We start from the raw sequence: 24,688 nt of genomic DNA, 5'->3' as shown, positions 1-24,688 counted from the left end.
ACTACAGAACGGACACTTCATATTATGAAACGATATACTTCACTCGTAGCGACCACAGCTCTGCTGGCGACCCTCATCCTCTCGGGATGCAAAGGGTTCCTGGACGAGTACTCGCAGGACACCATTGTCCCGACGACCACCAAGGACTACTCCGAGATCCTCTACGGAGATGCGTACTTCAAGGAGGTTGCCCTCCCCTACAGGTACCTTGACCTCCTCACAGACGATGTCACTTGTAAAATCAATGCGGAAGCCTCACAAAGTGAGGATAAGCGAAAGACAGGATACGGATACTACACCTGGCAGGACAATCCTGAGCTCTCGCCCACAAAGGTGCTTAATACTGACCTCACTTGGCTGACGCTCTATGAGCATATCCTCACAGCCAATATCATCCTCGATGCCCTCGATGACATGAAGGGGACTGTGGAGGAGAAAGCACAGCTCGAGGGTGAGGCTCATGCGATACGCCTCTTTGCCTACTTCATGCTGACCAATATCTATGGCGAGCCGTACGACCCTGCCACCGCCTCCACGGCTATGGGTGTCCCGCTCAACTACCACCACTTTGCCGAGGACGTAAGCTTCCCCCGCGCCACCGTAGCGGAGGACTATGCTGAGATGGAGAAGGACATACAGGGTGCTCATGAGGCTTTTGCCAAGGCGAGTGGCGAGCGAAATATATTCCGCTGGAACCACGCTGCCACCGCCGTACTCGCCTCTCGCGTCTACCTCCACATGCAGCAGTGGGACAAGGTGATAGAGTATGCCGACCTAGCCCTCTCACTCAATGGCGCACTCAGGGATCTCAATACGCTCCCTGCGCCGGGCAGTGACGAGGCGAAAAAATTCATCTGCAAGGAAAATAAGGAGATCAATTACTCCTATGGCTTCGGCAACATCGAGGAATTGATTAACAACTACGCCTACTACTTTGGTCCCTCGGACGACCTTATGTCTTCCTTTGGCAAGGGAGACCTAAGATACAATGGCGAAAAAGGGTACTTCATCAATACCACTAAGAAGAACGTGGCTGGATGGTTTGCTCCTCCAAAATGGGTAATCACAACCGACATCGTCAAGACCGATATGAGCGAGGTTACCGGCACCTATGGCTTTGCCATCCGCTCCGCCGAGGCGTACCTCAATCGCGCTGAGGCCTACGCTATGAAGGGCGACCTCTCCCGTGCGATGAAGGATCTGAACGCCCTCCGCCGTGCCCGCATCACACCCGAGCACGCCACGCTGGCAACTCCAGCCACGCAGGACGAGGTGATTCGTCTCATCCGCGAGGAGCGCCGTAGGGAGTTCTGCTTCGAGCAGCTCCGCTGGTTTGACCTCCGTCGTCAGGGGATGCCGGAGCTGCACCACACCTACATCACCGGTACAGATAAGGAGACAGGGACCGAGGAGTACACCCTCCCCGCCAAGTCCCCCAAGTACGTCCTCCCTGTGCCACACACCGTCCGTATCTCCGACGCTGTACTCGGCGGAGGGAAAGCGACGAAGTAATCCTCACTATAGAGACCAATATAGGATATGAAACGCCATACGACATCGACACTCGCCACTCTCGCGGGACTGATACTGCTTACTACCGTCGCCTGCCATCGGGAGGCTCCCGTAGTCTCGGAGTTGGGCAAGCCACAGTACGAGATCAAGGACGGCTCCGACTACGTATCTCACACCATCTACGACATCTACAAGCGGACCGGTCTTGAGATCGTCTACAACTTTGACCCCAAGCATGCCAGGTGGAACCTCGGCAGCACCCAGATTCGCGGTCCGCGGTACACCGCCATTGATCCGGCCAGCACGGAGGCTATGAAGATGGTGGAGGATAACCTTCGCTTCTTCACTGAGGAATTCCTCCCCGGATACTCTGATGACTTCATCAAGCAGTACTTCCCTCTGCGCTGCTTCATGGCAGACACGCTCAATGTGTACAAGGGAAAAAATGATGTTTTTGCCACCTCACTCCGTGACCACATAGCCTTCAATATGTACCGCGAGGGGGAGGTCATCATTATCAAGAAAGGGTCGCAAGTGCTGAAGTACAAGACGCGTGAGGAGATACGCACAGAGATGATCCCCCGACTGCACTCTACGCTCTGGACCTTCATCTTTGCTCACCGCATCAGCGCCCCCACAGCATTCAAGGCACTCTCTCAGGACTACTACGGCCAAGTCATTGGCAAGAGACAGAAGGTTGGTAAGAAGGAAGACCTTGATCATCGTAGGGATGTCCTGATGAGTCACGGCTTCTGGGACTACGATGAGTTTAATAGTGGTTGGGCCACCTACAAGGCCCACAAGGACCCCTCACTCGACATTGCCGACTATATCTACCGCATGACGACAATGTCGGAGGCGGAGATCCAGGAGGCTATGGGCGACTACACGATCATGCACGAGAAGTACGACGCCCTCCGCTCCTTCATCAAGGAAAAGACCGGCATGGACCTCCAGACCATCGGCAACGCTGCCGCCAAGAAGCGCCAGACCCCGAGCAATTAATCACTCAGACATCACCACATAACACATGAGACACTGCTACAGACTCCTCCTCACCCTGCTGCTGCTGCTACCGACCGGCGCCACCCGCCTACAGGCCCAAGACTTCGGCGACCTGATCGGGGCAGTCATGGACAAAGAGGACGAGCCGAAAGACGACAAGGGGAAGGAGGATAAGGACGACAAGGGGAAGAAGTACTCCGACGTCATCAAGAATCCCTCCAAGACCGTGCGAGGATTTATCGACCTGCACCTCCAGAAGGGGAAGGTCTACATGGAGATCCCGGTCGCCCTCCTCGATCGACCGATGCTCTTCACCGGTCGTGTTGATGCCATCAGCGACAATACCGACGTCATCGCCGGTGAGATGCCGGCGGAGCCACTCATGGTCTCTTGGTCAAAGGACGATGAGCGCCTCTACCTCCACCAGCTCAATACCGCCATCACCGCAGACCCCGAGTCCTCAATCTACAAGAGGGTGCAGGACAATCACCTGATGCCGGTGCTGAGTGCCTTCAAGATCGCCACCTGGCGCCCCGACTCCACCGCTGTGGTCATCGACGCCACGTCGCTCTTCCTCACCGACAAGGCCCCGATCACACCCTTCCTCCCCAAGTCCCCCTTTGACTCCTTCTTCGGAGCCAATAAGCTGAGCGGGAGCTTCAAGAAGGACCTCTCCTCCATCACCGACATCAGCGCCTTCCCGCGTAATCTCAACGTGACCGTCCGCGCTGTCTACACCGTGGATAAGGAGCCCTTCACAGCTGTGATCAACGCCTCCCTTGGTCTGCTGCCGGACTACAAGGATATGATGCGTCCCCGCCTGCACGACTACCGCATAGGCTACTTCACCAATGGGACCACCAAGATCACCACCGACGCCCTGTCGATGGAGAAGGTGAAGTACATCAATCGCTGGCGCCTCGAGCCAAAGCCCGAGGATATCGAGCGACACAAGCGAGGCGAACTCGTCGTCCCCGCCAAGCCGATCGTCTACTACATCGATGATGCATTCCCCGAAGAGTGGTACCCCTACCTCAAGCAAGGCATCGAGGACTGGCAGAAGGCATTTGAGGCGATAGGCTTCAAGGACGCCATCGTCGCGAAGCGCTATCCAAAGGATGACCCGAGCTTTAACCCCAACGACATCCGCTACACCTGCCTCATCTACTCCTCCTCTCAGCAGGCCAATGCGATGGGTCCCTCCTGGACCGACCCCCGCACAGGTGAGATCCTCCAGGCCTCGGTATACTTCTACCACAACGTGCTCGAGCTGGTGCACGACTGGCGATTCTGCCAGACAGCGGCTGCCGACCCCTCCGCCCGCGGGCTCCACTACGAGATCTCCGTCCTCGGTCCGATGCTGCGCTACATCGTGGCACACGAGGTGGGGCACACCCTCGGTCTGAGGCACAATATGGGCGCCTCCTCTTCCTACAAGGTGGAGGACCTCCGCTCACCCGACTTCACTACCAAGTACGGCACCACCCCGTCCATCATGGACTACGCACGCTACAATTACGTCGCACAGCCCGGTGATGGCGTGACCAACTTCCTCCCCCCGCTCATCGGCATGTACGATATGTACGCCATCTCCTGGGGCTACAAGCCGATCTACGAGGCTGCCACCCCGGAGGAGGAGCGTCCGATCCTCAATCGCTGGATCACCGATAAGCAGGGTGACCGTCGCTTCGCCTACGGACCGCAGCAGATCCTCTCCAATGCCGACTACACCGCTCAGACCGAGGACCTCGGTGATGATCCGGTGCTGGCAAGCTACTATGGCATCGAGAATCTAAAGCGCACCGTGGATCATCTCTTTGACTGGACTCCTCAGGAGGACGGCAAGACCTACAAGGCTCAGGAGCGCCTGCTCAGCTCGCTGGCAGGGCAATTCCGCCTCTACATCGGCCACGCCACCTCCGTCATCGGAGGCTTTAGGAGAAATCTCCCCGTGCACGGTGACGGGCAGACCAAGTACTCCGTGCCCTCCCGGAAGGAGCAGCAGCGCGCACTTCGCTTTGTCCTCGACCAGTCAATTGACTTCCCCCGCTGGATGTCCACGAAGGAGGTGACGGCGAAGCTGGGCAAGCAGCCCAATAACTTCTCCGACCAGATCTTCTCCACCATGAGCATGCTGACCGGCACCTCCGTCCTGAGCCGTCTCTCCAATACGGCTCTCTACTCCGAGGAGCGAAACCCCTACACCCCCGAGGCCTACCTCGCCGACCTGCACGACTATGTGTGGCAAAACGGCGGAGCACTCACCCCTGTGGAGCGCAATATGCAGTATGCCTACGTCTCTCAGCTGCTCAGCGGGCTCGGGCTCGACGGGAAGAAGAGCAACGACAAGCAGAAGCTCAAGACTCAGGCGATCAACGTCCGTGGACCTCTCTACAAGAGCCTCCTCGGTGCCCGCTCAGTCATCTCATCGCGGATGGGCAACCACCCCGAGGCGGGACACTACGCCGATCTCTACTACATGATCGATCGCGCCCTCAGCGGTAAGAACTGATCCCTTACACCCACCCATCAAGCGGGGCATGTTGACCACCCGGTCGGCATGCCCCGCTTCTTTTTATGTATAAAGGTCATCTACACACCACCTCTCGGGAAGCGAGAGACGCTACTCAGCCACTCAGGGGACTTCTTTGTGCCTTCTATTTGTCGGTTCATACTTACGCTCCAGTGGGATCGAGAGGGACAGCACCCTCTGTTGGGTGCACGCTACATCACCGAGGCATTGAGGGGCGTGGCCCCGAAAGCCTTGGGAAGCGAGGACAACAGGTATCTCGGATTCTCGGTAGGCTGTGTCTCCCTACCCCTCCTCCCTGTCCTTTCAATCGACCTTAGGATCACCCCTAAATCTAATACCGATATTAGTGATCACTAATACCGATATTAGCGATCACTAATATCGGTATTAGAGTTTCGCCAGAGGGATAGGAGGTAGACGGGCTATAGACCGAGGGAGTAGAGAGGGCGCGGAAGTGGGGTAAAAAAAGCCCCCTCTCTCTGCCGAGGTCTCGGCAGAGAGAGAGGGGGGTATGTGGGTAGGGGGACGACGGATCAAGGAGGGTCCTCGGTGCCGCCAGCATAGAGAGACCTTAGCTCTGCGGGTCGTCCGTGGCGTTTCTCTTGACGAGGAGCCAGATCACCAGAGCGATGATCACCAGCACGAGGAGGGAGATCCCGGCGAAGGCGAGGAGGTGGACGGCACCCTTGACGGCGTAGTAGATCCCTACGCAGAGGAGGAAGATGATCGCAAGGGTGATAAGGATTTTCTTGAAGTTCATATACTTAACTCTTATATGGGTTGGCGTGTTAGCGTCCGTTTTTCTGCTGCTGCTCGCGGAGCTTCTTCATCTGCTCCTTCTGAGCTCTCTCAAGCCGCTCCATGAAGCCTGACTGCTTTTTTTTCTTGGGCTTCCTGGCATTCTCCTGCAGCTGGGCGAAGAGCTTTTTCTCATCGATGGCCCACTGGAAAGCCTTGGTCTGCAGGATACTGATGAGGAGGGAGGCGAAGTAGTAGAGCGAGAGTCCGGAGGCGTTGTTATTGAGGAAGAAGAAGAGGAAGACCGACATGAAGATCGGCATCGCCTTCATCATACAGGCAGACTGCTGATCACCGCCTGCCGTACCGGACTGCGTGAGCCGCATGTAGATGATCTGCGTCACGGTCATCAGGAGGCAGAAGAGCGAGATGTGGTCCCCGATCATCGGGATGTCGGCACCCCAGCGGATCACGTCGTCGTAGGTACTGAGGTCCTGCGCCCAGAGGAAGCTCTCACCGCGGAGGTTGAGGCTGGTGGGGAAGTACTGGTACATGGCGATGAGGATCGGCATCTGGAGGAGCATCGGCAGGCAGCCACCCATGACGTTGACACCGGCATTCTGGTAGAGCTGCATCGTCGCCTTATTGCGCTCCATCATCTTGTCCTCGCCGGGATACTTCGCATTGATCTCATCGACGAGCGGCTTGATGACCCGCATCTTGGCCTGACTCTTGAAGGACTTGTAGGTAAATGGGGCGAGTATCAGCTTGATGATCAGCGTCAGGAGGATGATGATGAGCCCGTAATTGGAGATGTACTTCTCAAGGAAGTTGAAGACCGGCAGGACGACCCAGACGGTGATGAAGCGGAACCACTTCCCCATATCGATCACCTCGGTCAGGTGAGTCTTGTCGCCAAGGTCCTTGTCGAGGCTCTTCAGGAGGGTGTGGTCGTTGGGGCCACTGTAGATCTGGAGCGAGATGGGCTGTGTGCCATCGAAGGGGAGGACAAACTTTGCCTCCATCTCCTTGAGTTTCTCAGGATCTCCCTTGATCACCTCCTGGCTTGCCGCCAGCGTGCCGAGGCGATTGCGGGAGTAGACGATCGTGGAGAAGAACATGTCTCGGAAGGCGACCCACTTCACCTCGTTCGTCAGCTCTTTATCCACCGACTTGCCGGTATCGAACTTGTCAACGTCACCATCGGTGAATTCGTACGCCATGCCGGAGTAGCGCTGCTCGGCCTGCTCGCTCTTCTCATTCTTATAGATAGAGAGAGACATCTCCGCATCGAGGAAGGGGGAGTTGGGTGCCATCACGCTCTTGAAGTCTCCCGTGCCGACTATCGTGACATCGATGAGGTACTTGGGGAGAAGGGTGTAGACGAGCGTGAGGCTGGAGCCATTGGTCGCCATGGCAGACATCTTGACCTGCGTGGGGCTCACCTGCTCACCGACGAAGTAGAGGTCCTCGGTGCGGACGACGCGGTTTCCACTCGTGAAGAGGGTGAGATTGAAGTGGCTGTCGTCCGGTCGGATGAGCCGGACCGGAGCTCCCTGGTAGTCCTTATACCCCAATATCTCCGAGGAGATCGGCTTACCGCCCTTCGTGGAGAGGGTGACAGAGAGGGAGTCATTGGCGATCGTGAAGGTCTGCTCCCTGCCGTGTGCAGCTGTGGCGAAGGGACCAAATGCCTCCGCTGCCTGAGCCGTCAGGATGGAGTCGCGCTCGGCGGGGGTGTACTGTGCGAGGGTGGCACTCCTGCGGAGGGAGTCCTCTGTCGCGATCCGGTCTATGGAGTCGGCCATGGCGCGCTCCTCGGTCTGAGCGGCGAGCGCCACGGAGTCAGCGTAGCGCTGCCGGAGCTCCAGCTCCTCCTTGGAGGGGCGACCGAGCAGGGAGAATACCACGAGGACTACGCCCATGAGGACGAGACCGATGATCGTATTTTTATCCATTACTTATCTGTCTGAGGACAGCTCGGCAGAGCGAGCCATCGAGATGATCGTCTGTACTTAGTGTGTAGAGCTGCTTTACTTGGTCTCTCCCTCACGGGCAGCCTTGTGACTAAGGGCCGCCTCAACGAGAGACATGAAGAGCGGGTGGGTGTGCTGGAGGGTGCTGGAGTACTCGGGGTGATACTGCACACCGATGAACCACTGCTTGTCGGGCAGCTCCACCACCTCCACGAGACCGGTCTCGGGGTTGCGACCTGCGATCAGCACGCCCGCCTCCTCAAAGGCCTGGTCGTACTTGCTATTAAACTCATACCGATGGCGGTGACGCTCACGGATGGTCTCTGCGCCGTAGATCTGTGCCACCTTGCTGCCCTTAGTCAGCTCGCAATCGTAGCCACCGAGGCGCATGGTGCCTCCCAGCATGGTCACCTCCTTCTGCTCCTCCATCAGGTCGATGACGGGATCGGGGGTCTGGGTGTCAAATTCGGTACTATTTGCCTGCTCCAGCCCGAGCATATCGCGGGCTATCTCGATGCAGATGCACTGCATGCCGAGGCAGATGCCGAGGGTCGGCAGGTCGTGCTCACGGCAGTAGCGGATCGCGGTCAGCTTGCCGGGGATGCCGCGCGAGCCAAAGCCCGGAGCGATCACCACTGCATCGCAGGGCGCAAGCAGCTCAGCGACATTCTCATCCGTGATCTTCTCGCTCGAGATGCGGACGAGATCGACTAAGCGGCCATTGTAGACACCGCTCTGCTGGATCGCCTCATCGATCGACTTGTAGGCATCCTGGAGAGAGACGTACTTGCCGACAAGACCGATCTTGACCGGCTCTTTCTTCTCCGCCTCCTCAGCCAGCTCAAGGTAGTGGCGCCACTCTTTCAGCTCCGGAGCGGGGCCGACGGGGAGCTTGAGCTGCCGCAGCACCGCCTCATCCATTTTCTGCTCCTCGAGGAGTAGCGGCACACGGTAGATGGAGGGGCAGTCGTAAGACTGGATCACCGCCTCCTTGGGGACGTTGCAGAAGAGTGCCACCTTGCGCAGCAGGTCCTCCTCGAGCTTCATCTCGCTCCTCAGCACCAGCATATCCGGCTGGATGCCCTCCTCCTGGAGCGACTTGACGGAGTGCTGGGTGGGCTTCGTCTTCAGCTCCTTAGCCGCATGGAGATAGGGGACGTAGGTGAGGTGGATCACCATGCAATTGTCATCGCCCAGCTCCCACTTGAGCTGGCGCACCGCCTCGAGGAAGGGGAGCGACTCGATGTCGCCCACCGTGCCGCCGATCTCGGTGATGATGATGTCGTAGTCGTCGTCCTTGGAGAGACGCTTGACACAGCGCTTGATCTCGTCCGTGATGTGGGGAACCACCTGTACCGTCTTGCCGAGGAAGTCTCCCCGGCGCTCCCGCTGGATCACGTTTTGATAGACGCGCCCCGTGGTGACGTTGCTATTGCGGGAGGTCTTGATGTCGAGGAAGCGCTCATAGTGCCCCAGGTCGAGGTCAGCCTCGTAGCCGTCATCGGTAACGAAGCACTCGCCATGCTCGTAGGGATTGAGCGTCCCGGGGTCGATATTGATGTAGGGATCAAACTTCTGGATCGTGCACTTCAGCCCGCGGCTGATCAGCAGTCGACCGAGAGAGGAGGCGATGATGCCCTTACCGAGGGAGGAGACCACCCCGCCGGTGACGAATATATACTTGGTGTCCTTTGTTTTCATGGCGCTACAATGACTGGATGATGGCAGCATAGACCCATCTACACTGTGTCGCAAAGATACCATTTTTACCCCGAAAGGCTTACAAGGAGCGTCCCCTGCCGTGGGATACACGACAGGGGACGCTGAGAGAGTGAGAGGGGGGAGATTAATCCTCCTTCTCAGGATACATAGGTGCCTCCTTCAGGGCCTGCTCCATGTGGCTGATCCAGACGTTGGCAATGGCGGGATAGTCGGCAAGTCCCTTCATGATGCAATTCTCGAGCGGGCAGGTGTAGCCGGCCTTGACCATCTCAGCACGCCAGCTGCCCTCCTCGGCCGGGGTATTGATCCCGCCCTTGAGGTCGTTATTGGCGTGGTCACCGGCGATGGACATCAGCGGGTGGAGGATCACCTCGCCGGAGTTAAAGCCGGCTTTCTTCATCCGTCCGATCATCTCGCCGATGTAGTTGCCCTCCATGTCGACCGTGGCAACGAAGTAGTGCTTGTCGAGCTTCTGGAGCGCCTCCTCGATCATGATGTAACGGCTGTTACCATTGCCGTAGTTCATGTTGGCAGGGTTACCATGACCCATGAAGCATACGAGCTTACCGGCCTTGACCTCCTTACCGAAATTCTTGTGCAGCTCAGCGGCCACCTTGTCACAGTCGACCCCCTCGTAGAGGAGCGGTCCGGCGAGGTAGACAGTCACATCGGCAAAGGGGGTCTTGCCGCCCTCAACGCTGTGGTTGTGGAAGTCCTTGAGGCAATTCTGCACCCGGAGATACTCCTCACCGGGGATGACGTGGAGGGACTGCACGGCGATGTCCTTGTAGCCGGCATTGCCGAGCGCCTCCATGTAGAATTGCGGGGCATAGTAGTTCCACCCCTTCTGGGCGCAGCGGGTCATGCAGATCTCGGAGGTGAAGGAGAAGTAGACGTCCCGATCGGGGAACTTTGCCTTGAAGCTCTTGACCAGCTCCTTGAAGGACTGCTGTGGAGCATCCCAGGTGCTACCGAAGGAGACGAGGAGGAGTGCCTTGTCGGTGCTCTTCGTCGTCTTGACCTCCTGAGTCACGGCGGTCATCTTGCGGTCAAAATTGGACTTTAGGTCCGGCTTGTTGCTCTCCTCGCAGCCGCTGAGGGCTGTAGCGAGCATGCCCATCAGTAGGAGGGGCATCAGTTTCATTAGCTTACGCATAGTAAAGTGATAATTAAAAAGTGAGTAAAAAACTATAGTTGCGATCACTCCTCAGAGTCATCGTCTGTAGACTGTCGGTGAGACCTGCCGGAGGCAGACCTCAGCTCCTTGCCGAAGTTGATCGTGCAAGAGAGGTAGAAGGTGCGCCCCGGAGTGTAGGTCCCATAGTGGAGCCCATGGTAGGTGGTCTCGTAGTAATCGAAGATATTGTCGACCCCGGCATCGATGGCGAGTCGCCAGGAGTTGCTGAGGGTAAGGTCGTGGCGGGTATTGATCCGCCAGAGGGTGTAGGGCTTGCCATTGCCATCGTCCTGGTAGTAGCGCGTGCTCTGCATCCTGCCGTAGAGCCCCACGCCGAGGTGGTAGCGGTCGGGGAGCAGCTCGCGCGACCAGTCGAGGCCGATGGTACCGCGGTGGTGTGCCATCCCGTCGATGATCACCCGCTTCATCGTCTCCTCCTCGAGGTCGTAGAGCAGGGCATCGGTGTCGAGGTAGCTGTAGCCCGCTGAGAGGGCAAGCGAGGGCAGCACCTGCCACTTCCCCTGGAAGTCCACCCCGAGGGTGCGGGCGCTGTCCATATTCTTATACATCCGCACGCGCGCCGGGTCGTAGGTGAGGAGGAGCTCCGACGGAGCCTCAGAGCGCGGCACGGTGACGAGGGTGATCATATTGCGGAGCCAATTGGCATACCCCGTGACGTGGAGCGAGAGGGGTCCCTCCCGATATTCGACGTCTCCCGACAGGTAGCGGCTCGACTGGGCATCCAGCCCCTCGTTGCCGAGGTAGAGTGCCAGCATCCCCATCTGGCGGACGTAGCGGTAGTGGAGCTGCTTATTGGAGGGTGTCTTGAAGCCCTCCGAGTAAGTCCCGCGGAGATTAACCGGCCCCACCTTATACCTGAGGGAGAGCTTTGGCGAGAGTTTTAGCCCAAAGGCAGGATGATAGGTAAGTCGTGCACCTGCGGTGACGTTGAGCCGGTCAATGGGGTCCCACTCGTCCTGCAGATAGAGCCCGAGGAGATAGTCCTGCACCCGCTCGCGGTCAAGCCGGTAAGGGGCGATGAGCCAATTGTACTGCAGGTCCAGTCCGGTGCTGAGGCGATGGTGTACCGGCAGCTCGAGGACTCCCTTCAGGTGACCGATCAGTCTCTGCTGATCGCTCTGCAGAGCGACGTCATCGGGGTAGTAGGGGTAGCTATTCTCTTTCCCCGTATCATCCCACTCCTTGATCCAGGTAAGCCCGGTGTAGACGTAGTAGTAGGCGTGCCGGTCGTAGAGGAGGTCCGCCGTGAGCAGGTGTCCCTCGGGGAGCTGCCAGCGGATGCCGGTGGCAGCGGAGGCGTTGCGGTAGCGGAAGTCGTAGGTCTTGTAGTCCGGGATGCCGGTGGGTCGGTGGATGTCCTTGCGGTAGACGCTTCCCTCGAGGTAGGCGGAGAGGAGCTTGGAGGGGCGCCAGTCGAGCCGCTCACCGAGGGTATAGTCAAGGTAAGGGTTGCTGGTGTTATTGACGGAGTTGGTCACCGGGTGCTCGTACCTATTGGGGTCCTCGTAGGTGGTGTTTTGCCAGCCGGCGGAGTGCTTGAGGTGGAAGTCCGTCCGCGAGGTGACCCTGCCGATCGTCGCCTGTGCGGAGGTCGACTGGATCACCGAGCCGTAGGAGCCGATGCGGGTGGTATTGACGAGCGAGAGGTCGCGCGTGCTCTTGCGGGTGATGATATTGATCACGCCGGCTATGGCATCACTGCCGTAGAGGGCGGACGAGGCACCGCGGATCACCTCGATGCGCTCTATACGCGTCGGGTCGATGACATCGAGATTGACCTGCCCGCCGAGGTCGCCCATCAGCCGCTTGCCGTCTACGAGGATCAGAACGTACCCACCCGAGAGGCCACCCATCTGCATCGAGGTGCCCATATCGCTCCGGCTGAAGTCTATTGATGGGATCAGCCCGGAGAGGATCTGCGAGAGCGGAGCGTGGCCAAAGCTCCGGAGCGCCTTCCGGTCGATCACCTCGGTCTGTACCGGGGCATCCTTGATCAGCCGGAGTGTCCCGGTGCCGGTGACGACAAATTCGTCGAGGCTGTAGTCCCGCACCGAGTCGCCCGGCAGCGTCTGCGCCATGGCGACGGTGCCGAGGAGTAGCCCCGCAGCGAGGAGAGGAAGAAAGTGATGTGACATATAGACTAAGGTGTTACTTGATTTCCATTCCGATCAGGCGAGCCACCAGCTCGTCCGTGAGTGCAAGGTGGGTGTAGCTCGCCAGTAGCCGCCCCCGCCGCCAGAGAGCCGCAGGCACCGCCTCCCCACGAGCATCGTACTGCTGCAGGGAGGAGGGAAGGGGATCGATGATATGGGAGTAGTGAAACTCGTGACCCCTCACCGCCACGCCATCGAGCGTGAAGCTCCGGTAGCCGAGCGTCAGCCGCTTCCCCTCCATCGTTGCCACCTGGTCAAGCACCCCGGCGAGATCGTACGCCCGACCGCTCTCGTCGATGATCTGCCGACAGAGGAGCATCATCCCGCCACACTCGGCGAGGAGCGGGCGGCCGCTGTCAGCGTACTCCCGGAGACTGCGGAGCATCGACCGATTGTGCGCCAGTTGCTCCAAGTATAGCTCCGGGTACCCACCCGGAAGGTAGAGGAAGTCGCACTCCGGCAGACGATCATCCCGCAGCGGACTAAAGAATGTGACCTCGCCAAAGCGGGCGAGCACCCTCAGGCTCTCCTCGTAGACGAAGCTGCACGCCTCGTCCAGGGCGACAGCGATACGGAGGTCAGCCCTCCGCTCCGCCGACTCCCGTGGAGCGGTGATCCCCTCGCACGCCGTCCGCTCCAGCAGGCAGTCGAGGTCAATGCTCGCCTCAACCAGATCCGCTGCCGCCTCGGCATACTGCTCAGCGACATCCCGCTCCTCAGTCTGCAGGCCGAGGTAGCGCTCGGGGATCACAAGGGCGTCGCACTTGGGAAGTACTCCGAGGACCGGCAGCCCCGCCGCCTCCACCGCCTCGGTGAGGAAGTGTCGGTGCCGGGGGGAGCTCACCTTATTGAGGATCACACCGGCTATCGACACCCGTGGATCGAAGTGGCGGTAGCCGTAGAGCAGGGGTGCCAGACTGTATGCCATCGCCCCCGGCGTCACCACCAGAACCACCGGCAGGCGAAGCAGGCGCGCCACCTCGGCGGACGAACCGCGATCCCTGTCATAGCCGTCGAAGAGTCCCATCACGCCCTCTGCCACCGTCACCTCAGCCCCGGCGGCATATCGGCGGTAGATCTCCTCCACACCATCCTCGCCATAGAGGAAGGTGTCGAGATTGATCGACGGGCGACCGGTCGCTGTGGCGTGGAGCTTCGGGTCGAGGTAGTCCGGACCGCACTTGAAGGACTGCACCCGCAGCCCCCGCCGAACGAGCGCCCGCAGGAGTCCCATGGTGACGATGCTCTTTCCGCTGCCTGAGCGGGGTGCGCCGATGAGGAAGCTATTCATACGTGGTTTCTCTTATTCTTATCCTCTGCATTTCGCTCTATCAGTCCGCCCTCCTTGTCGATCAGGATCAGGTCGAGCCGGATCCCCGGGACGAGAGGCTTGCAGACGGCGTAGCAGCGGTCGAGGAGGATGTGGTAGAAGGGGTGCGCGTGGTCGGGGAGGATCTCCCAGATCTCGCCCGCCATGGTGATGCCGTCGATGCGGTCGAGCGTTGCCTCGTCGAGACCGCTCTCCCGACCGAGGCTGCGGATGAAGGGCTTGCTCATCACCGACTTCTTGCTGTGGGTGTCGAGCTGCCCCTCCGCCAGCTTGACCGCCTTACCTATCATGATGCCGAGGGTGATGTGGGCAAAGTCCATCGATCGCGCCATCTCGAGACAGCGACCGATGAAGTTGCCGTACTGGACGAAGGCATTGGGCGGGAGGTCGGGGAAGTGCGCTCGGAGCCACCTCTCGCTCTTGCCACCGGAGTTGATCACCAGGTGCTCCCCGAAGACCGACCGCGAGACACCCATCTCTCGGCGGATTGAGTCGACCCACGCCTCGGTGGAGAAGGGGCGAAGCACTCCGGTGGTGCCGAGGATCGAGATGCCATCGACGACGCCGAGGCGGGGGTTGAAGGTGTGCGGTGCCAGCGTCTCACCCTCCGGGACGGTGATGGTGATGTCGATGCCGACCCGACTGAGGTCGACAAGTCGTCCCACAGCTTCGGTCATCATCTGCCGAGGACCGGGGTTGATGGCCGGGTCGCCGATCGGCAGTCCGATGCCGGGGAGGGTGATCCGCCCCACCCCTTTGCCCCCATAGAAGGTGACGCCGGTGTGGCTGTCAGTAAGGCGGACAGTGGAGAGGATGGTGGTGCCGCTCGTCACGTCGGGATCGTCCCCTGAGTACTTGATCGCCGTGGCGGTGGCGCACTCCTCGCTCTCTATGCAGGTCTCGCTGATCGGGAAGCGGATCTCCTCACCGGTGAGGAGCCGTACCGGCACCTCGGCGTAGGTCTCATCATTGAGGAGCGCCAGCAGAGCCGCCGTAGTAGCAGCGGTGGCGGTGGTGCCGGTGGTGAAGCCGATGCGGAGGGGGAAGAAGTCCGGATCCAGCCGCTCGAGCGCCCTGCGGAGTCCCACGGGACCAAGGACGGTCTCCGTTGGTCGGTAGCCGAGGGTCGGTCGGCGGATGACGAGTATCGGGATGCCGAGGGCTGTGGCGGCTTTCACTTTTTCCTCAAAGCCACTGCTCTCGCCACTCTCCTTGAGGAGCAGCAGGTCGGGTCGCAGTCGCTCCATAAGCGCCCGGTCGTCCTGCTCCCGGTCGTAGTAGATGAGGCGGTTGCGGGGGAAGTCGCTCTCGCTGATGATCCGCTCCGTCTCGGGTATCGGCATCACCCTCAGCCAGACCTCGTGCCTCAGCGGGTAGTCTCCCATGGCAGCGATGCTCTTGACCCCGGTGAGGGCAAGGAGTCTGCGGGGAGCGAGCCGCTCCAGCTCCTTCATCGCCTCGGGGAAGGAGCTGACGGAGAGCGCCCCCTCGGGGAGTGGAGGGAAGGCTCGCTCATACCGAACCGTCGGCAGGGCGACTTCGCTTGCCGCCTTGGCGACATTCCGGTGGACGATGGTGGCAAAGGGGTGAGCCGCATCGACGAGGACACTCACCTCCTCCCGCCGGCAGAGTGACGTCATCGCATCGGCATCCAAGGGTCCCTCCAGCCGGGTGCCATGATGTAGGGCGATCTCCTGAGAGGTGCCAAGCGTGGAGTAGAGGAAGGGCTTGCCCGCCTCCTCGCACACCTCCACCGCAGCCCTGCCTTCGGTAGTACCGCCGATGATAAGGATCTTACCCATGGTGCTCGTCGTTAGTTAGTAGGTCGAGGAGTTCCTCGATCGTGGTGGGGTGATGGCTCCTTCCGTCAGCGGTCCTGAGGAGCAACCCCTCATCGGAGAGCTCGATCGCATCGGCACTCTCCGCCTCAGGGGTAGCGAGGATGGCATTGCGCCTCAGCGCCTTCACGACCATATGGTAGAGCGGGAGGAGCCGGTGTGTGGGAGCGCTGATACGGATGGTGCGGGTGTGGGGGTTCTCTATGCGGAAAAGCCCTCTGAGTCGGTCAAAGACGATATCTCGCCGCTCAAAGAAGTCACTCAGTGTCCCATCAAGGGAGAGGTCCTCCGGGGTGCCGATGTGTAGTCGTTTCTCATCATCGAGGAGCCAGATCTTGTCGGCGATCTGGAGCGCCATCTCGAGGTCGTGGATGGAGAGGAAGATGGTCTTGTGCGTCTCTCGGGAGAGCCGGTGGAGGAGCTGCATCATGTCCACCTTGGAGGGGAAGTCAAGGAAGGAGGTGGGCTCATCGAGGAGGATGATCGGGGTCTCCTGGGCGAGCGCCTTGGCGATCATCACCTTCTGTCGCTCTCCGTCGCTGAGCGTCCCGACGTCGCGGGGAGCGAAGCGCTCCATACCCACGAGACGGAGGGCGTCGAGGGCTTTCCGCTCATTGGCGGCATCCACCTTTCCCCAAAAGCCGGTGTATAGGCTGCGCCCGAGGGAGACAAGGTCGAGCACGGTCATGTGTCCCACCTCTATCCGCTCCGTCAGCACGACGCTGATGAGTCGCGCCAGCTCTCGGCTCTTGTAGCTGTCTATCTCGCCCCCGCGGACAAGGATGGAGCCGCCGAGCTTGGGTTGGAAGGCGGCAATCGTGCGGAGGAGGGTCGACTTGCCCACGCCATTGGATCCGATGAGGCAGGTGAGCTCACCGGAGTAGACGGTGGCGGAGAGCCCCTCGGCGACCACCCTGTGCGGGTAGCCGATGGCGAGGTCGCGCAGCTCTATGGTGATCTCCTTACTCATAGTCTCTCGCCCCGACGGCGACTGAAGAGGACCCAGATGACGATCGGGGCACCGATGAGGGCGGTGACCGAATTGATCGGCAGCGCCCCCTCGAAGCCCGGCATCCGCGCGATGACGCTGCAGATCAGGGCGAGCAACGCTCCGACGAGCGTCACCGCCGGCATCAGGATCCGATGGTTGGAGGTGGCGAAAATGGTGCGGCAGAGGTGCGGCACCGCCAGACCGATGAAGACGATCGGGCCGCAGTAGGCGGTGACGATGGCGGTGAGGAGACAGGAGCAGAAGATCACCCGGTGGCGGGCGCGCTTGTAATTGAGCCCAAGGCTGCGGGCATAGTTCTCTCCGAGGAGCAGGAGGTTAAGCGTCTTGATGAGGGGAAAGGAGAGGGGGATCAGCACCAGCATCAGGAGGACGAAGGTGGTGACGCGGTCGCCGCTCACCTTGGAGAAGCTTCCCAGTCCCCAGACGACATAGCTGCGGACATCCTCATCGTTGCTAAAGAACTTCAGCACACCGATGATCGCATTGGCAATGTAGCCGATCATCACACCCATGATGAGGAGGACGACATTCCCCTTCACCTTCTCCGACATGATCATGATGATCCCCATCACCGCCAGTGCCCCGAGGAGTGCCGCCACGGAGACCGCCATCTCCCCGACGAAGCCCATGCGGATCAGCGCCCTCTGGCTGATGCTCCCCGAGAGGAGCACGAGGGTCGCCACGCCGAGGCTGGCACCGGAGCTGATGCCGAGCTCCGAGGGGCCGGCGAGGGGATTTCGGAAGACCGTCTGCATGAGCAGTCCGCTGATGGAGAGCCCCGCGCCGGCGACGAGGGCGGTGATGGTCTGCGGGTAGCGGCTCTTCCAGACGATGTTACGCCAGATCTCACTCCCTCCGGTGTCGCGCCCGAGGAGGATATCCACCACGTCGCGGAAGGGTATCGCAATCGTCCCGAGAGAGAGATTGAGGACGAAGGCGACGACGATCAGGATCGCAATGATGCCGAAGGCTATGGCGTTACGGGAGCGGGACATGGTATATCACTTCTCCCTCGTCAGGAGGTCGTAGTAGACGGGCGTATGGTCGGGGAGCAGCTCGGGGTGGAAGGCGTGGATCAGGTCGGCAAGGACCACCTCCGGCTCCACCGGTGAACCCTCGTAGAAGGGGCGCTCCGAGAGATTGCAGTAGAGCACTTTCCGCTCCTTGTACGCCCGGAAGTCTCTGTACCGAGCGTCTGTGCGCGCGAGCACATCGTAGGAGTAGTCGCCCTTGTAGTTATTGGTGATCCGCCAGAAGTCCGCATCCGCCGCCTGGCTGTAGACGGTCTCAAAGTCGAGGTAAAAACCCCCGGACTCCTTATTGTCCCTCAGGAAATAGTCCCCACCGGCATCGCGGAAGAGGTGCGCGAGGTAGCTCTCCCCGCCAACGACATACCAGTTGCCCCCGTGCAGCTCACCGCTGAGGATCTTCGGACGGGGCAGGTCGGGCGTGATGAGACTCTGGAGCTGGTGATAGCGCTGCTCTATCTGGTCAAAGGTCTGCTCCGCCTGATCCTCCTTCCCGAGGAGGAGGGCGGTGAGCTTGATCCACTCCGCCTGACCGAGCGGGGAGGTCTCCTTGTACCCGAGGAAGGTGAGGAGCGGGATGTCGAGCTCCTTGAGGGCATCATACCCTCCGCGCTTGAAGGGGGAGACGAGGATCAGGTCCGGCTCCAGTGCCATGATCAGCTCGGAGTCAAAGTTTCCCTCTATCCCGATCCGCCGCGCCTTGCCCTCCGCCAGGCGGTCGAGCATCTTCTGATTGAAGAGGAAGTGGGTACTCGGCATACCGACGACCCGGTCGACGGCATCGAGCTTGATGAAATTGGAGAGCTGCAGCGTCGTCATCACGATCACCCGGCTCACCGGCACCTCTATCGGCGTGTAGCCCTCGGGGATCTCCCCACCGGCATCGGTCCCTCGGGGGACTAAGGCGTAGCGATAGACTTCGCTCTCCGGCTTCGTCGGGTCGGAGATGTCGACCAGTGTCACGCCCTCACTGCGGGTGATCCTCAGCCCCTCGGCATAGCGGATGAGCGAGTCGCCGGCGATCATCGTCTCCTCCCTGCCCTGCGTCTCCTTTCCCCCACAGGAGGAGAGGAGAAGGAGGAGAAGGGCGAGAGCACCATATAGATAAAGACCTTTGCAAAATGGTCTTTCGCCGAAAAAGCACCGCTTTTTCGGCAGGGACTTTGCAGAATACTCCAGATGCAAGGGACTGAGAGTGAGGGCGAAGGGAGTGTGCTTACGCACATGACCAAGCCCGAATCTCGAATGTGACGCCGCAGATGGGGTATTATGCAAAGGTCTCAGATAGGTCTGCATTTTCATCTCGTGCTTGGCTTTATGATAAGGAGGGAGAAGTAGGGGAAAGGGGTCTCGGGGAGGGATCTCAGGCTGTCGGTGACCAGCTCCCGCTCCTCGTCGCCGATGTACTCACCATAGAGGATAGAGACCGGAGGATCGGTCCGGAGGAAGTCCCGCACCGCCTCCTCCGAGCGGGAAAGCTTCATCACGACCACCACCCGGTCCCTGTCGATCGCCTCCCGGAGCTGCTCCGCACTCTCAACCCGACTGAGCACGAGGAGCGACTGTTCCCCCAGGACCAGCGGTCTGCTGAGGCACGCCGGCAGCGTCATATAGTAGGGGATGCCGGGGAGGATGAAGTGGGGCATATCCCTCTCCCTGAGGAGCCGGCAGACATAGCCCGCACTGGAGTAGGTCCCCGCGTCGCCGATGGTGACGAGAGCGGTGGAGATGTCGGCGAGACAGTCCGCCTCGAGCTGACCGGCGAGTGCCTCGTAGGCTGAGGCGGCTGCTCTCCGGTCACTCTGCATAGGGACGGAGAGTATGGTCACCTTCTTCTCCAGCACCGCTCCTGAGGGAAGCGCCCGGATGATCTCTACTGCCGCCTCACCTATGGCGTAGATGCGCTCCACATCCTGCAGAGCCCGGTATGCACGGAGGGTGATATCCTCCGGCTCCCCGCTGCCGAGGGAGACGATCGTGATCGGTGTCATGGGCGAAAGAGATGCTTGAAGTCCTTGTGGTACAGGCGAGACAGCCCCTCGCGATTGCCTATCGCCTCACCGACGACGATCATGGTGGTGAGCTTGAGTCCCTGCTCGCGGACGATCCGTGCGAGATCCCTGAGCTCCCCGCGGTAGATCCGCTGCTCGGGGTGGGTCAGCTTATAGCAGACCGCCACAGGGGTGGTCGGTGGGTAGTGGGTGAGCAGCTCCCGCTCCACCTCCTCAGCGATCGAGGCACTGAGGTAGATGCACATCGTGCTCTGCGAGGCGGCGAGCCGGGAGAGCTGCTCCCGCTCCGGCACCGGTGTGCGTCCGCTGCCTCGGGTCAGGATAATGGTCTGCACCCGCTCCGGGATGGTGAATTCGCTCTGCAGCTCTGCCGCAGCCGCCTGGAAGGAGGAGATCCCCGGTGTGATGTGGTACTCCATGCCCTCCTCGTCGAGGATTGCCATCTGCTCCTCGATGGCGCCATAGATGCAGGGGTCACCGGTGTGGAGTCGCACGACGAGCGCCCCCCGGTCGTAGAAGCTCTTCATCAGGGCTATCTGCTCCCCGAGTGCCATCCCTGCGGAGCTGCGGACGACCGCTCCCTCCTTGGCGCACTCCGTCAGAGCCACCGGGACGAGGCTCCCAGCGTAGAGGATCAGGTCTGCCGTCTCAAGGAAGTGCCTCCCCCGCACAGAGATCAAGTCCGGGTCCCCCGGTCCTGCGCCAACAAATTCGATGTGCCCTCTCATCACTCCCTTGCGCTCTATGGCGAGGGCAAAGGTAAAGTCACTCCCCTCTCTGAGCTTCCCCTTCTGCTTCTCGATCACCAGCTCACCCCCTCCCGAGGAGGTGAGGGCAGCCGCCTCGGAGACGCTGGCAGAGCCGGTCGCCTCATCGACCCGCTCCGAGGGATGCGGCACGCTCACCCCATCGAGCGTCTCGCTGTCGTAGTAGCGGACCGGCACCCCCAGTCGCTCTGCCAGCGCCTCGAGGATCGGTTCGCCACGCTTCAGCTCTATGCTGGAGAGGTCCGCTATGGAGAGAGGGGAGAAGCCCCCTACCCTCACCTCCGAGAGAATGTGGTCGGTCACCCCGGTCGGGTCGGCCATGCGCCGGCACCCGACACCGAGATGAAGGAGGGGCGGGCGGTAGCAGAGCTGCGGCAGATCTATCTCTGCGTGGTACCGGCACCCCACGTTGATCAGGAGGTCAAAGTCCCGGGGTCGGATCTCCTCTGCCTTATGGAAAAGAGTGACCCACTCCGGCCTCGTCCGCTCAAGGAGCGCTGTCCCCGCCGAGCGTGTCTCTATGAGAAGTGCCACCCGGTGACGCTCCACGAAGAGGGCGATGGCATGATTCATCGTTGTGCCGAGCAGCTCTGTCCGCCAGCCCTGCTCCTCGCCCAGCGTATCAAGAGCCCACAGTCCCCGCCGGTCGCTCTGCGTCGTGACGACAGCCTCACCACCGAGGATATGGGCGATGCGACGGGCGAGATCGTTGGCTCCGCCGACATGCCCCGAGGCGACGGGGATCACGTAGTGACCCGTCGTGTCGATGCAGAGGATGGCGGGATCGATGTGCTTATCCTGCAGGAGATCGCCCACGGTCCGGACACAGATCCCGAGGGCGGAGCAGAAAATCAGCGCAGAGTACTCTCCGATCAGCTCCCGGCACCCCTCCCGCAGGGACGCCATAGTGTGGAAACCCTCCGCCTCCACCGTGCTGTAGAGAGTGACACCCGGGAGCTCGTCCCTGAGCAGCAGGGCAATCTCTCTCCCCTCGCGGGAGATGGTGAGTATGGCTACATTCTTCTCTTTCATTTCGTTGCTTGCATCACATGGATGGGATTGAAGTGGTCGACCGCCATTAGCGTCTCCTCCGACAGCCCGGTGCCGACATCGGCAAGGCTGCTGAGGAAGAGCTGTCGGCTCTCGTCACTGACAGAATTGAAGACGATCCGCCCGCCCGCAGACAGCAGCGGATAGATCCGCCGGATCATCTCCGGGAGTCGTCCGCCGTGACCTCCGATAAAGACCGCATCCGGGGTCGGGAGGGCCGAGAGGTCAGCCTCCAGGAAGTCTCCCGGGACGAAGTCGATCCCTGGGGCATGGAGCCTCCGGGCATTGGTCTCCAGGAGCGCCCCGCCCTCCGGGCGAATCTCAAAGGCGACCACAGAGAGGTGGGGAAACTGCAGCTTAGCCTCTATCGAGACAGAGCCGGTGCAGGAGCCCACATCCCAAAGCGTCTGCGCCTGATGCAGCCCGAGGAGCGACAGGCTCTGCAGCCGTATCGGTGACTTGGTGATCATCCGGGGGCGTCCCTCCAGCGGGACAAAGGCCTCGTCTGGGATCCCAAAGGGACGCTCCGGAGTCCTCGTGCGGAGGAGGATCAGGTTATTGGGGTAGCCGAAGTCCCTCTCCATCATCTCCTCTATCGACAGCCGCGTCACCCTCTGCTCCGCCCGATTGCCGAGATGCTCGCCGACGTATGCGACGTAATTGTCATAGCCATAGGCGATCATCCGCTCCGCTATCGTGCGAGGCGTGTGGTGCCTCAGGTCGGTCAGGATGCCGATCATCCGCTCCCCGCAGATCAGAGCCTCGTCAAGCGCCCTCCAGGGGCGACCGGTCAGCGAGACCACATGCATATCCTGATAGGGAAGCAGCGCTGCATGAGCCAGCATCTGGAGGGAGTGGAAGTGGGGGAAGAGAGTGATCTCCGCCTCGGGGTGCAACTCCATGATCCGCTGACCGATGCCATTGAATATCGGGTCACAGGAGGCCACCACCACCATATCCTCATACCTGCCATAGCTGCGGATCTGATCATCTATCGGAGGGATGATGTCGATCCAGTCGTGCTCCGCCGGGAGGAAGGGGCGCATAATCTCATGGTGGCGTCGCCCGCCGGAGAAGTGCCGGTGCGAGCGGATCACCTCCCGCACCTCCTCCGAGAGCGTCTGCTCCCGACTGTCGCTGATACCGATGAGGAAGATCTTCATACGTCTCTGCCGGGGCGTATCGCCGCCGCATCGTCATAGCTCAGGATCGCATTGCAGAGCGTGGCAGCGAGGTTGCTCCCGCCCTTGCGCCCCTCGATGATCAGCTTGGGGATCTCCCGGAAGGGCTTGATCATATGCTTAGACTCACAGACGTGGACAAAGCCCACCGGTGCGGCGATGATGCCTGCCGGCTCAGCCTTCCCCTGATGGATCAGGTCGGCGAGCTCCATCAGCGCCGTGGGGGCGTTGCCAAAGGCGAAGAGCGCCCGGGGATGATCCTTCACCGCCAGACGGATCCCCGCCTGCGTGCGGGTGAGCTTACCGCCCGCCGTCATCTCCGCGATGCGAGGGTCGTGGAGGTAGCACTTGGCCTCCAGCCCATACCGCTCAAGGGCCTTTTTCCTTATCCCGGAGACCACCATCGTAACATCGGTCACGATGGTGTCGACTGCGCCGGAGCTTATCCGCTCATAGATCCGCCGCACAGCCTCAGGATCGGTGTGGAGCAGCTCCTCCATCTCAAAGTCTGCCGTCGTGTGGACGGCATGGAGTAGCGCCCAGAGGTGTCCGGTATCGTATCGGTCGGCATGCTTGAGGAGCGGGAGGATGGTGTGGAAGCTCTCGCTCATGATCTTGGCACCGACAGAGCCCTCCTGCTCCTCCTCGCGGTAGTACCCTCTCGGCGTGACGATATGGTCACCGGAGATGTAGCTCTGACTATTGCCGATCAGGATCATCGTCAGCATATCCACCTCCGCCTCGTCCAGGTGATCCAGTGTCGTGACCTGCACCCTCTGCTCCGGTCGGCCGGCCTGATAGACGATGCCGACAGGGGTGTCCCCCTTGCGGTGTAGGAGAAAGAGCTCCACGAGGCGAGTCAGTTGCCAGTACCTCTGCCGGCTGCGGGGATTGAAGACGGCGGTGACGAAGTCGCCCTCCGCTGCCGCCACGATCCTCCGCTCGATCACCGCCCAGGGGGTCATCAGGTCAGAGAGGGAGACGGAGCAGAAGTCGTGACCGATCGGGGCACCGAGGAGTGCCGCTGCCATCTGGAAGGAGGAGATCCCCGGGAGGGTCTCCAGCTCCACCTCACTCCCCCGCTCATCCCGCATCTCATAGAGCAGCGGGGCCATCCCGTAGATGCCTGCGTCACCGGAGCTGATCATGCAGACGGTGGCACCCGCCTCCGCCCGCTCAAAGGCGAGCTCTCCCCGCTCACGCTCCTGACGCATGCCGGTATCGATGCACTCCGCCCCCTCGTGGAGCAGCGGCTCAACGAAGCGGAAGTAGTACTTGTACCCCACCACTACATCGGCCTGACGAAGCACCTGCTCCACGGCAGGTGTCACCTGCTCCGGACTGCCGGGACCGATCCCGACGACATATATCTTTCCTCTCTTCATACGATCTTCTATCTCATTCATTCAGGTATCTACTGCGATCGGCAGACCTCGTGATCCGGGTCTATCTGTCACCCGCCCCGGGAGGGCCGGCTCTCAGCAGGGTGTGGACCCCTAATTCTTTTACCGATATTAGATTTGTCTAATACCGATATTAGGTTTCTCTAATACCGGTATTAGACAAATCTAATATCGGTATTAGTCTGAGGGCGTCTCCACCTGCTCTCCGTGCAGCAGTTCCGGTATCGGTA

17 protein-coding genes are annotated in these 24,688 nt (G+C 60.5%); 3 read left to right on the top strand and 14 right to left on the bottom strand.

Features of this window, described 5'->3' with window-relative positions; all coding sequences use genetic code 11:
• Nucleotides 1–24: 24 nt before the first annotated feature.
• Genes HMPREF2890_RS03335 through HMPREF2890_RS03325 form a run of 3 tightly spaced genes read left to right on the top strand, consistent with a single transcriptional unit; the run spans nt 25 to nt 5,029 of the window.
• On the top strand, nt 25–1,512 hold the full coding sequence (locus HMPREF2890_RS03335; RefSeq protein ID WP_070465338.1) for a RagB/SusD family nutrient uptake outer membrane protein: 1,488 nt from the start codon (nt 25–27) through the stop codon (nt 1,510–1,512).
• A 27-nt stretch (nt 1,513–1,539) separates the two neighbouring features.
• Nucleotides 1,540–2,517 (top strand): hypothetical protein, encoded by a 978-nt coding sequence (locus HMPREF2890_RS03330; protein WP_070465335.1) that lies wholly within the window; start codon nt 1,540–1,542, stop codon nt 2,515–2,517.
• Between the two features lie 25 nt (nt 2,518–2,542).
• Complete coding sequence (locus HMPREF2890_RS03325) at nt 2,543–5,029, top strand: zinc-dependent metalloprotease (protein ID WP_070465332.1); 2,487 nt, start codon at nt 2,543–2,545, stop codon at nt 5,027–5,029.
• Between the two features lie 592 nt (nt 5,030–5,621).
• Here HMPREF2890_RS03325 and HMPREF2890_RS03315 read toward each other — a convergent pair.
• The 14 genes from HMPREF2890_RS03315 to cobJ form a co-directional block, all read right to left on the bottom strand.
• Nucleotides 5,622–5,810 carry a hypothetical protein gene (locus tag HMPREF2890_RS03315; protein ID WP_070465324.1) on the bottom strand — a complete coding sequence of 63 codons (189 nt, stop codon included), beginning with the start codon at nt 5,808–5,810 and terminating at the stop codon, nt 5,622–5,624.
• Between the two features lie 28 nt (nt 5,811–5,838).
• On the bottom strand, nt 5,839–7,746 hold the full coding sequence (gene yidC / locus HMPREF2890_RS03310) for a membrane protein insertase YidC (RefSeq protein WP_070465321.1): 1,908 nt from the start codon (nt 7,744–7,746) through the stop codon (nt 5,839–5,841).
• A gap of 75 nt (nt 7,747–7,821) precedes the next feature.
• Complete coding sequence (locus HMPREF2890_RS03305) at nt 7,822–9,465, bottom strand: CTP synthase (protein ID WP_070465318.1); 1,644 nt, start codon at nt 9,463–9,465, stop codon at nt 7,822–7,824.
• A gap of 145 nt (nt 9,466–9,610) precedes the next feature.
• Nucleotides 9,611–10,642, bottom strand: a complete 1,032-nt coding sequence (locus tag HMPREF2890_RS03300) for a sirohydrochlorin cobaltochelatase (RefSeq protein WP_070465315.1) — start codon at nt 10,640–10,642, stop codon at nt 9,611–9,613.
• A 44-nt stretch (nt 10,643–10,686) separates the two neighbouring features.
• Nucleotides 10,687–12,819 carry a TonB-dependent receptor plug domain-containing protein gene (locus HMPREF2890_RS03295; RefSeq protein WP_070465312.1) on the bottom strand — a complete coding sequence of 711 codons (2,133 nt, stop codon included), beginning with the start codon at nt 12,817–12,819 and terminating at the stop codon, nt 10,687–10,689.
• 13 nt (nt 12,820–12,832) lie between these two features.
• Nucleotides 12,833–14,128 (bottom strand): cobyrinic acid a,c-diamide synthase CobB, encoded by a 1,296-nt coding sequence (locus tag HMPREF2890_RS03290; protein ID WP_070465309.1) that lies wholly within the window; start codon nt 14,126–14,128, stop codon nt 12,833–12,835.
• Nucleotides 14,125–15,969, bottom strand: coding sequence for a cobalt-precorrin-5B (C(1))-methyltransferase CbiD (cbiD, locus tag HMPREF2890_RS03285; protein WP_070465306.1), 1,845 nt, complete (start codon nt 15,967–15,969; stop codon nt 14,125–14,127). Before cbiD ends, HMPREF2890_RS03290 begins: the two co-directional genes overlap by 4 nt.
• Complete coding sequence (locus HMPREF2890_RS03280) at nt 15,962–16,975, bottom strand: ABC transporter ATP-binding protein (RefSeq protein ID WP_070465303.1); 1,014 nt, start codon at nt 16,973–16,975, stop codon at nt 15,962–15,964. The genes cbiD and HMPREF2890_RS03280 overlap by 8 nt, the downstream gene beginning before the upstream one ends.
• Nucleotides 16,972–18,012, bottom strand: coding sequence for an iron ABC transporter permease (locus HMPREF2890_RS03275; RefSeq protein ID WP_070465299.1), 1,041 nt, complete (start codon nt 18,010–18,012; stop codon nt 16,972–16,974). The genes HMPREF2890_RS03280 and HMPREF2890_RS03275 overlap by 4 nt, the downstream gene beginning before the upstream one ends.
• A gap of 6 nt (nt 18,013–18,018) precedes the next feature.
• On the bottom strand, nt 18,019–19,071 hold the full coding sequence (locus HMPREF2890_RS03270) for an ABC transporter substrate-binding protein (RefSeq protein ID WP_246825276.1): 1,053 nt from the start codon (nt 19,069–19,071) through the stop codon (nt 18,019–18,021).
• A 272-nt stretch (nt 19,072–19,343) separates the two neighbouring features.
• Entirely contained in the window at nt 19,344–20,036 is a 693-nt protein-coding gene (locus HMPREF2890_RS03265; RefSeq protein WP_070465295.1) for a precorrin-2 C(20)-methyltransferase, read from the bottom strand.
• Nucleotides 20,033–21,856 (bottom strand): precorrin-4 C(11)-methyltransferase, encoded by a 1,824-nt coding sequence (gene cobM, locus HMPREF2890_RS03260; protein ID WP_070465292.1) that lies wholly within the window; start codon nt 21,854–21,856, stop codon nt 20,033–20,035. The genes HMPREF2890_RS03265 and cobM overlap by 4 nt, the downstream gene beginning before the upstream one ends.
• Nucleotides 21,853–23,037, bottom strand: coding sequence for a precorrin-6y C5,15-methyltransferase (decarboxylating) subunit CbiE (gene cbiE / locus HMPREF2890_RS03255; protein ID WP_070465288.1), 1,185 nt, complete (start codon nt 23,035–23,037; stop codon nt 21,853–21,855). The genes cobM and cbiE overlap by 4 nt, the downstream gene beginning before the upstream one ends.
• Nucleotides 23,034–24,440, bottom strand: a complete 1,407-nt coding sequence (gene cobJ, locus HMPREF2890_RS03250) for a precorrin-3B C(17)-methyltransferase (protein ID WP_070465374.1) — start codon at nt 24,438–24,440, stop codon at nt 23,034–23,036. Before cobJ ends, cbiE begins: the two co-directional genes overlap by 4 nt.
• Between the last annotated feature and the right edge of the window lie 248 nt (nt 24,441–24,688).

Source organism: Porphyromonas sp. HMSC065F10 (assembly GCF_001808555.1).
In the GTDB taxonomy this organism is placed as follows: domain Bacteria; phylum Bacteroidota; class Bacteroidia; order Bacteroidales; family Porphyromonadaceae; genus Porphyromonas_A.
Note: the sequence above shows the minus strand (reverse complement) of the source record. Positions and strands in the feature narration are given on the sequence as shown.

Coding starts and splice junctions, on each gene's coding strand:
- HMPREF2890_RS03335 (WP_070465338.1), top strand. CDS start 25: ATGAAACGATATACTTCACTCGTAGCGACCACAGCTCTGCTGGCGACC.
- HMPREF2890_RS03330 (WP_070465335.1), top strand. CDS start 1,540: ATGAAACGCCATACGACATCGACACTCGCCACTCTCGCGGGACTGATA.
- HMPREF2890_RS03325 (WP_070465332.1), top strand. CDS start 2,543: ATGAGACACTGCTACAGACTCCTCCTCACCCTGCTGCTGCTGCTACCG.
- HMPREF2890_RS03315 (WP_070465324.1), bottom strand. CDS start 5,810: ATGAACTTCAAGAAAATCCTTATCACCCTTGCGATCATCTTCCTCCTC.
- yidC (WP_070465321.1), bottom strand. CDS start 7,746: ATGGATAAAAATACGATCATCGGTCTCGTCCTCATGGGCGTAGTCCTC.
- HMPREF2890_RS03305 (WP_070465318.1), bottom strand. CDS start 9,465: ATGAAAACAAAGGACACCAAGTATATATTCGTCACCGGCGGGGTGGTC.
- HMPREF2890_RS03300 (WP_070465315.1), bottom strand. CDS start 10,642: ATGCGTAAGCTAATGAAACTGATGCCCCTCCTACTGATGGGCATGCTC.
- HMPREF2890_RS03295 (WP_070465312.1), bottom strand. CDS start 12,819: ATGTCACATCACTTTCTTCCTCTCCTCGCTGCGGGGCTACTCCTCGGC.
- HMPREF2890_RS03290 (WP_070465309.1), bottom strand. CDS start 14,128: ATGAATAGCTTCCTCATCGGCGCACCCCGCTCAGGCAGCGGAAAGAGC.
- cbiD (WP_070465306.1), bottom strand. CDS start 15,969: ATGGGTAAGATCCTTATCATCGGCGGTACTACCGAAGGCAGGGCTGCG.
- HMPREF2890_RS03280 (WP_070465303.1), bottom strand. CDS start 16,975: ATGAGTAAGGAGATCACCATAGAGCTGCGCGACCTCGCCATCGGCTAC.
- HMPREF2890_RS03275 (WP_070465299.1), bottom strand. CDS start 18,012: ATGTCCCGCTCCCGTAACGCCATAGCCTTCGGCATCATTGCGATCCTG.
- HMPREF2890_RS03270 (WP_246825276.1), bottom strand. CDS start 19,071: ATGATCGCCGGCGACTCGCTCATCCGCTATGCCGAGGGGCTGAGGATC.
- HMPREF2890_RS03265 (WP_070465295.1), bottom strand. CDS start 20,036: ATGACACCGATCACGATCGTCTCCCTCGGCAGCGGGGAGCCGGAGGAT.
- cobM (WP_070465292.1), bottom strand. CDS start 21,856: ATGAAAGAGAAGAATGTAGCCATACTCACCATCTCCCGCGAGGGGAGA.
- cbiE (WP_070465288.1), bottom strand. CDS start 23,037: ATGAAGATCTTCCTCATCGGTATCAGCGACAGTCGGGAGCAGACGCTC.
- cobJ (WP_070465374.1), bottom strand. CDS start 24,440: ATGAAGAGAGGAAAGATATATGTCGTCGGGATCGGTCCCGGCAGTCCG.